Source organism: Streptomyces sp. NPDC002265 (assembly GCF_040296125.1).
GTDB lineage: Bacteria > Actinomycetota > Actinomycetes > Streptomycetales > Streptomycetaceae > Streptomyces.
In genome coordinates, this window is sequence record NZ_JBEOWS010000451.1 from 1 (window position 1) to 6,569 (window position 6,569).

Below are 6,569 nucleotides of genomic sequence, written 5' to 3' on the forward strand. Positions count from 1 at the left end.
GGACCTGTCAGGAGTGCGGGACCGTCCACGACCGCGACGTCAACGCCGCACGCAACATCCTGGCCGCCGGACGGGCGGACAGGCTAAACGCCTGTAGAGCGCCGGTAAGACGGGCACACGTGCCCGCACAGCGCGGTGAAGCAGGAAGCCACCACAAGGGCCAGACGGCCCAGGCTGGAATCCCCGTCCCTTAGGGCGGGGAGCACGTCAAAGTACTGGCCCGTACCGGCATGGGCATGAAGCACGCCCGCCTCGCGGCGATTGCCTCGTGTACGGAATGCGGCTTTGAGCAGGATCACACGATTTTATAGTCGGTCGGTCGTCTATATTGAAAGCAGGCCGCTCGGCCCCTTCCATGCACGGGAGGTCGCAGGGCGCTACCGAACAGACGACAGGAGATGTTGATATGCGCGTTGAGGTTTGGACTGATATAGCCTGCCCCTGGTGCTATGTGGGCAGGGCCCGCTTCAGCCAAGGGCTCGCCGCCTTCGCCCACCGGGACGAGGTGGAGGTGATCCCCCGCTCCTTCGAACTCAATCCCCAGGCCGCGAACGGCGTGGTGCCGATCATCGACGCGGTCGCGGCACAGTACGGACGCACGCGTGAGCAGCAGGTCGCCCGAGAGGAGCAGGCTGCGGACATGGCGCGGGAAGTGGGGCTGGACTTCCGGATCGGCGGACGGGTCTTCGGCAACACCTTCGACGTGCACCGTCTCATCCACTTCGCCAAGCAGCACGGGCGGCAGGTCGAGCTGACGGATCTCGCCTTCCGGGCGAACTTCGCGGAAGAGCGGTCGGTCTACGACAGGGAGACCCAGGTGAGTCTGGCCGTGGAAGCGGGGCTGGACGCGGCACAGGCTCGGGGTGTGCTCGACAATCCGGAGGCGTTCGCCGCAGAGGTGCGGGCCGACGAGCGACTCGCGTCCGACCTGGGCGTGAGCGGTGTGCCCTTCTTCGTGCTGGACCGGAGCTACGCGGTGAACGGCGTCCAGTCGGCCGGGATGTTCACGCAGGCGCTGGAGAAGGCCTGGGAGGATCGGCCGGCGCCATGATGCCGTTTCTTTAGCGGATCGGGTTCATTCCGGTCCGCCCGATCGGCAGCGAAGGCGACGGTCGACCGTGCGGTGCCGTCGCGCGGTGGAGGCCCTTCAAGCCCGGCGGGACGACTGAGGTGCAGCGACGTCCTCGGGCCACCGGTGGCCCGGCAGTCGCCGAAGGGTGGGGGTGGGGGTGCGGCTGCCGACGCGTCGCGGCTCGCGAGAATCCCGCCGGAGCGACGGGCGCCCGTTGTGAGGCGACGCGAGCTCGTGCGGCGACGTCCGGGGCGGGGCGTGCCGCGTCCGCCTTCCCGGCCGCCGGTGAGAAGTGGCCGTACCTGGCCGGATGCCCGCACGGTCCGGCTCTCTTGAGGTGGCTTGAGGTGGCGTGAGGATCAGCCGGGCGAACGCATCACCCTTTTAGCTGGTGACGAACGTTCGTGCACGCTCATCACCCATTGAAGAGGTGGCAACCTCGCGCTGCCGGCCACCCGGCACCGGCCACCCTCCTGCGCGACGTTCCCGTCCTGGCAGCACACCAGGACGACCTGCTCCGGGAGGGCCCCTCAGCCCCGGTGTGGCGCCCCGTGCAGACCCCTGACCGGCGGGCCAGCCGGATGCACTCACACACACCTCGTGAACACGCAGTACGCAGACCTGCGCGCCCCTTCCTGCAGAGCCGACCATCAACCCCGACCACGAGGGCGCAGACCCGACCACAGAGACGACCATGCAGGCCACAACACTGCGCATCCGGTGATGCAGCGCATGCGCAGCCCGCCTGCGCAGGAGTGCGAACTGAGCAGCCATCGTTCTCGAGAGGAGGCTGCGCAATCCGGTGAGTCCCGAGTGCCAGGCGTACGAGGCGGAGGAGGCCGAGTCGGAGCCCGTCCTTACGACGGAGAGCGGACCGGCGGTCGACAGGGCCAATCAGCGGGACTCCTGAGGCTCTTCCCGCGATCCTGAAAAACTTCCGCGAGCATGTAGGGAAGCGCGGGCTGGCTCCGACGTCCCCTGTGAGAGCCGCCCACCACAGGCGGCCCGAGCCGAAGGAGCGGACTCATGAAGTACCTGGTGATGGTGCAGGGCACGCAGGCGGACTACGAGGCCCAGGCGGGCAAGCCCGCCGCGGGTCTCCCGGCCTGGAGCGACAACGATATGCAGGCGATGTTCCAGCACATGGGGGCGATCAACAACGACCTCGCCGAGACTGGCGAGTTCATCGATGCCCAGGGGCTGGCCGAGCCTGCCAGGACCCGCCTCGTCGGCGCCGGCGCGGACGGCAAGCCCGTGATCACCGACGGGCCGTACGGCGAGACCAAGGAAGTAATCGCCGGTTACTGGCTCCTGGAGTGCGAGAGCCTGGAACGGGTCACGGAGATCGCCGCGCGGGTCACCCAGTGTCCCGTTCCCGAGGGCGCGAACACGTACCCCGTCGTCATCCGGCCGCTCGGCGAAGTGTGAGCAGGGGAGACTTTTGAGACGTACGAGCGAGGTCGAGGACCTACTGCGCCTGCACGCGCCGCAGGTCCTCGGCGCGCTCGTACGCCGGTACGGGCACTTCGACGCCGCCGAGGACGCCGTACAGGAGGCACTGCTGGCAGCGGCCGGGCAGTGGCCCGAGTCGGGGGTTCCGGACAATCCGCGGGGCTGGCTGATCAGGGTCGCCTCGCGGCGGCTCACGGACGCGCTGCGCAGTGATCAGGCGCGGCGGCTGCGTGAGGAGAAGGCGGCGGCGCTCACACCGCGCGACGCCTTCACCGCACCGCCGCCCGGGCCCGATCGTGCGCCCTCCGAGGACGACACGCTGACCCTGCTCTTCCTCTGCTGCCACCCGGATCTGCCCCCGCCCGCCCAGATCGCGCTGACGCTGCGGGCCGTCGGCGGCCTGACGACGGCCGAGATCGCCCGCGCGCATCTGGTGCCGGAGGCGACGATGGCCCAGCGGATCAGCCGGGCCAAGCAGCGGGTGAAGGGCACGCGTTTCAGCCGCCCCGATCACTGGGAGGAGCGGCTGCCCGCCGTCCTCCACACGCTCTACCTGATCTTCAACGAGGGCTACACGGCCACCTCCGGAGCCTCCCTCCAGCGCGCCGAACTCGCGGGCGAGGCCATCCGGCTGACCCGTACGATGCACCGCCTGCTGCCCGGCGACTGTGAGGTCACCGGCCTGCTCGCCCTGATGCTCCTCACCGACGCCCGCCGCGCCGCGCGGACCGGGGCGGGCGGCGAACTGATCCCCCTCGACGAGCAGGACCGCGGGCTATGGGACAAGGCGGCGATCGAGGAGGGCGTGGCCCTGGTGACCTGGGCTCTGTCCCAACACCGCTGTGGCCCGTACCAGTTGAGGGCCGCGATCGCCGCCGTCCACGACGAGGCGGACTCGCCCGACAGCACCGACTGGCCCGAGATCCTCGGCCTCTACGACGTCCTCGTCCACCTTGTCCCCAGCCCTGTCGAACGCCTCAACCGTGCCGTGGCCATCGCTATGACCCACGGACCGAAGGCCGGTCTGGCTGAACTGGACGCGCTCGCACCGGAGTTGACCACAGGCCACCGCCTGGACTCGGTCCGCGCCCACCTCCTGGAACGCGCCGGCGACCCCGAGGCCGCCCGAGCCGCCTATGAGTCAGCCGCCGCCAAGACCCTGAGCCTCCCCGAACAGCGCTACCTCCGAGCCCGTGCGGCCCGCCTCGGCGACATCACTTGACGCGTCACTCATGCCCGAGCTGACGCACATCAGCGAACGCTCCCTCTGGTGGGAGGAGAACTCCAAGGAGGCGTACTCCACCGGTCTGGCGAACGCGTCGGCCGCGCTCGACAACTACGCGAAGTCGGAGAACGGCAGGCGGCGTGGCAAACGGATGGGCGTGCCCCGGTTCAAGTCGAAGCGGAAGGCGCGCCTTGCCTGCCGGTTCATCACCGGCACGATCCGTGTCGAGGGCGACGGCCGGCATGTGACGCTGCCCCGCCTGGGAATGCTGCGCACCTATGAGCCCACCGCCAAGCTCCTCGCCCGGGTGCAGGCCGGGACGGCGCTGATCCTGTCCGCGACCGTGCGCCACGAACGCGGACGCTGGTACGTCTCCTTCCAGGCCGAGGTGAAGCAGGACATCCGGCGCGTGGCACGCCCCGGCGTGGCGGTCGGGGTCGACCTCGGGATCAAGACCCTCGCGGTGACGGCCGACAACACCGGCGAGATCCGCACCATCGACAACCCGAGGCATCTGGACACGGCGCTGAAGCAGCATCGACTGGGACTGTAAGACGTTCGATGTAACTCCCGATCATGGAAGATGCATCGATGACCAGTGAGAACGTGTCCGAGTATGGAGCCGTCGAGCCCTCGAAGGCTGTGTCGGCGAGAGCCGTGGACGACCAGTTCATCGACGAGCTGGTGCACCGAGCCCAGGCGGAGGGGCTGCAGCTGACTGGTGAGAGCGGGCTGCTGCAGCAGCTGACCAAGCGGCTGCTGGAGTCCGCCCTTGATGGCAAGATCAGGACCATCTCGGCTATGACAAGCACGATCCGGCCGGTAAGAACGGTGGCAACTCCCGCAAATAGAGACTGTCGCGACAGGCCATCCACTCAAGGTGTCGCAGGATGTTCCCCCAGCGGTCCGGGTGGGACACTGCGAGCACGTCGATGCCGATCTCGCCCGTCGAGGCACAGACATACACACTGCCGCCCAGGGCCATCATCGCGAAGCCCGGGTGGCCCGAATGCACGCCGCGGAATGCCGATGCGGCACCTCGGCCCATGATGTCCCAATGATCCAGAAGTCGGGCCGAGTCCAGGTCCGTACGGTCGCTCGGCACATCGGCTACGCCAGGATGCCGAGTTGGCGCGCAGCTGTGATCCACTGGGGGAATTGGGACAGGAGCCGGTCGTACAGCTGCGGGTCGGGGACGTTGCTGATGTCGTCCACGCAGAAGAAGCCGACGTTGTCGACGCGCCGGCCGGGCAGGGTGTCGAACCGCTGCAGCACACCGTAGTTGGAGCGCCCGAGCCCCACGAACTGCCAGAAGATCGGCTCCTCGACCGCTTCGCGCAGTTCCCGCTCGATCTCGGCGTTGCGGTAGACCCCGCCGTCGGAGAAGAACAGCACCAGCGTCGGCGCCGCCGCGGGGCTGCGCCGGACGTAGTCCCGGACCTGCGCGATGACCTTCTGCTCCTCGTTCTGGATGCCGACCGTCTTCATGTCGACCCGGCCGTCCTGCGGCGGCCGCTTCGGCTTACGGCGGAACAGTCCTATCTGCCCGACGCGAACGTGCAGCCGCAGCCATTCGGGCAGCTCGCCCAGCCGCAGGTCGGGCAGGCGCGCCGGATTGGTGCCGAACGTCCAGGCCTGCATCGAGCCGTCGTCGTCGAGCTGCGCGGCGACCGCCGCCATCCGCTCCACCACGTCGGCCACCACGCCCTTGGCGTACAGCGGGGCCATGGACCCGGAGGCGTCCAGCACGAGGACGACGCGTGTCACGATCCCGGTCACCCCGTGCTTGGCCAGGCTGACCGCGACCTGCTCCTTGCGCAGGGACAGGCGCTTGCGCATGTCGACGGGCAGGTGCTCCTCTCCCCTGCCCGCGTCCGGACCCGGCAGTGCAACCGACCCCAAGGGCTGCGGGTCGGCAGGCGCGCGTTCCGGGGAGGGCGCGTCGTCGACGGTGATGCCGAAGTCGGTGGCCAGACCGGCGAGTCCCGCGTCGTATCCCTGTCCGACGGCGCGGAACCGCCACTGCCCGTGCCGCCGGTACAGCTCGCCGCCGATGAACGCGGTCTCGGTACCGGCGTCCATGTCGAACCGCGCCAGCTCCGTCCCGGACCGGGCGTCGAACAGCCGCAGGGCCAGGCCGGGCACCTCGCCGAAGGTACCGCCGTCGGCCGACGCGCACAGCACGATCCGCTGCACGTCCGGCTCCAACCGGGACAGGTCCACCTCGATCCGGTCCCTCGAGGTGCCGGCCTCGTCGACCTTGCCCAGGTGCGTCAGCGCGCCCGAGGCGTGGCGCGGCTGGTTATAGAAGACGAAGTCGTCGTCACCGCGGACGTGTCCCGTGGAGGCGAGCAGCAGCGCGGAGGCGTCGATATCGGGGGTCCCCGACCCGGGCGACCAGGTCAGTTCGGCGCGCACCACGGCCGCCTCGATCGCGACGTTGGCGCCCTTGCCCAGGGATTGCACGGTCATGGCCCCAGTTTGCCGGGCAACCGCCCCGATCGGCTGCTGTCTCGGAGAAACCGGTCGGCGGGGGCCTTCGCCGGGCCGCCGTGTGATCCGGGCGCCCGCGGCCGAGCCGACGGTCCAGTTCCGCGTCCAGGGCCCGCTGCTCCGCACGCGTAGGAGGTCAGACCGATTGCCGGCACGAAAAACATCTCCCCATCACGCGATAAAGATGCAGTGATTTCCGCGGTGGCGCTGGTGCGACCGCCACGGACGGCCGCACCAGCGTCCCGACAGTGCTCCGGAGTCAGGGCTTGAGCAGGGTCTTGATGGCGCGGCGCTCGTCCATCGCCTTGTAGCCCTCGGCCACCTGGT

6 protein-coding genes and 1 pseudogene are annotated in these 6,569 nt (G+C 69.3%); 6 read left to right on the forward strand and 1 reads right to left on the reverse strand.

Going from position 1 to position 6,569, the window contains the following annotated elements; all coding sequences use genetic code 11:
- The 6 genes and pseudogenes from ABT085_RS42175 to ABT085_RS42200 all read left to right on the forward strand — a co-directional run.
- A partial coding sequence (locus ABT085_RS42175) for a zinc ribbon domain-containing protein (protein WP_351621177.1) occupies positions 1-194 on the forward strand: 194 nt, incomplete at its 5' end.
- Between the two features lie 212 nt (positions 195-406).
- A complete protein-coding gene (locus ABT085_RS42180) occupies positions 407-1,051 on the forward strand; it encodes a DsbA family oxidoreductase (RefSeq protein WP_351621180.1) in 645 nt (214 codons plus the stop codon).
- Positions 1,052-2,098: 1,047 nt separating this feature from the next.
- A complete protein-coding gene (locus tag ABT085_RS42185; RefSeq protein ID WP_351621183.1) occupies positions 2,099-2,500 on the forward strand; it encodes a YciI family protein in 402 nt (133 codons plus the stop codon).
- A 13-nt stretch (positions 2,501-2,513) separates the two neighbouring features.
- Positions 2,514-3,746: an RNA polymerase sigma factor gene (locus tag ABT085_RS42190; protein WP_351621186.1), complete on the forward strand. Its 1,233-nt coding sequence runs from the start codon at positions 2,514-2,516 to the stop codon at positions 3,744-3,746.
- A 10-nt stretch (positions 3,747-3,756) separates the two neighbouring features.
- Positions 3,757-4,302, forward strand: a complete 546-nt coding sequence (locus ABT085_RS42195; protein WP_351621189.1) for a transposase — start codon at positions 3,757-3,759, stop codon at positions 4,300-4,302.
- 38 nt (positions 4,303-4,340) lie between these two features.
- Positions 4,341-4,594, forward strand: a pseudogene (locus ABT085_RS42200) (IS256 family transposase); the annotation flags it as partial.
- A gap of 265 nt (positions 4,595-4,859) precedes the next feature.
- Here ABT085_RS42200 and ABT085_RS42205 read toward each other — a convergent pair.
- Positions 4,860-6,221, reverse strand: a complete 1,362-nt coding sequence (locus ABT085_RS42205) for a VWA domain-containing protein (protein ID WP_351621192.1) — start codon at positions 6,219-6,221, stop codon at positions 4,860-4,862.
- Positions 6,222-6,569: the final 348 nt, after the last annotated feature.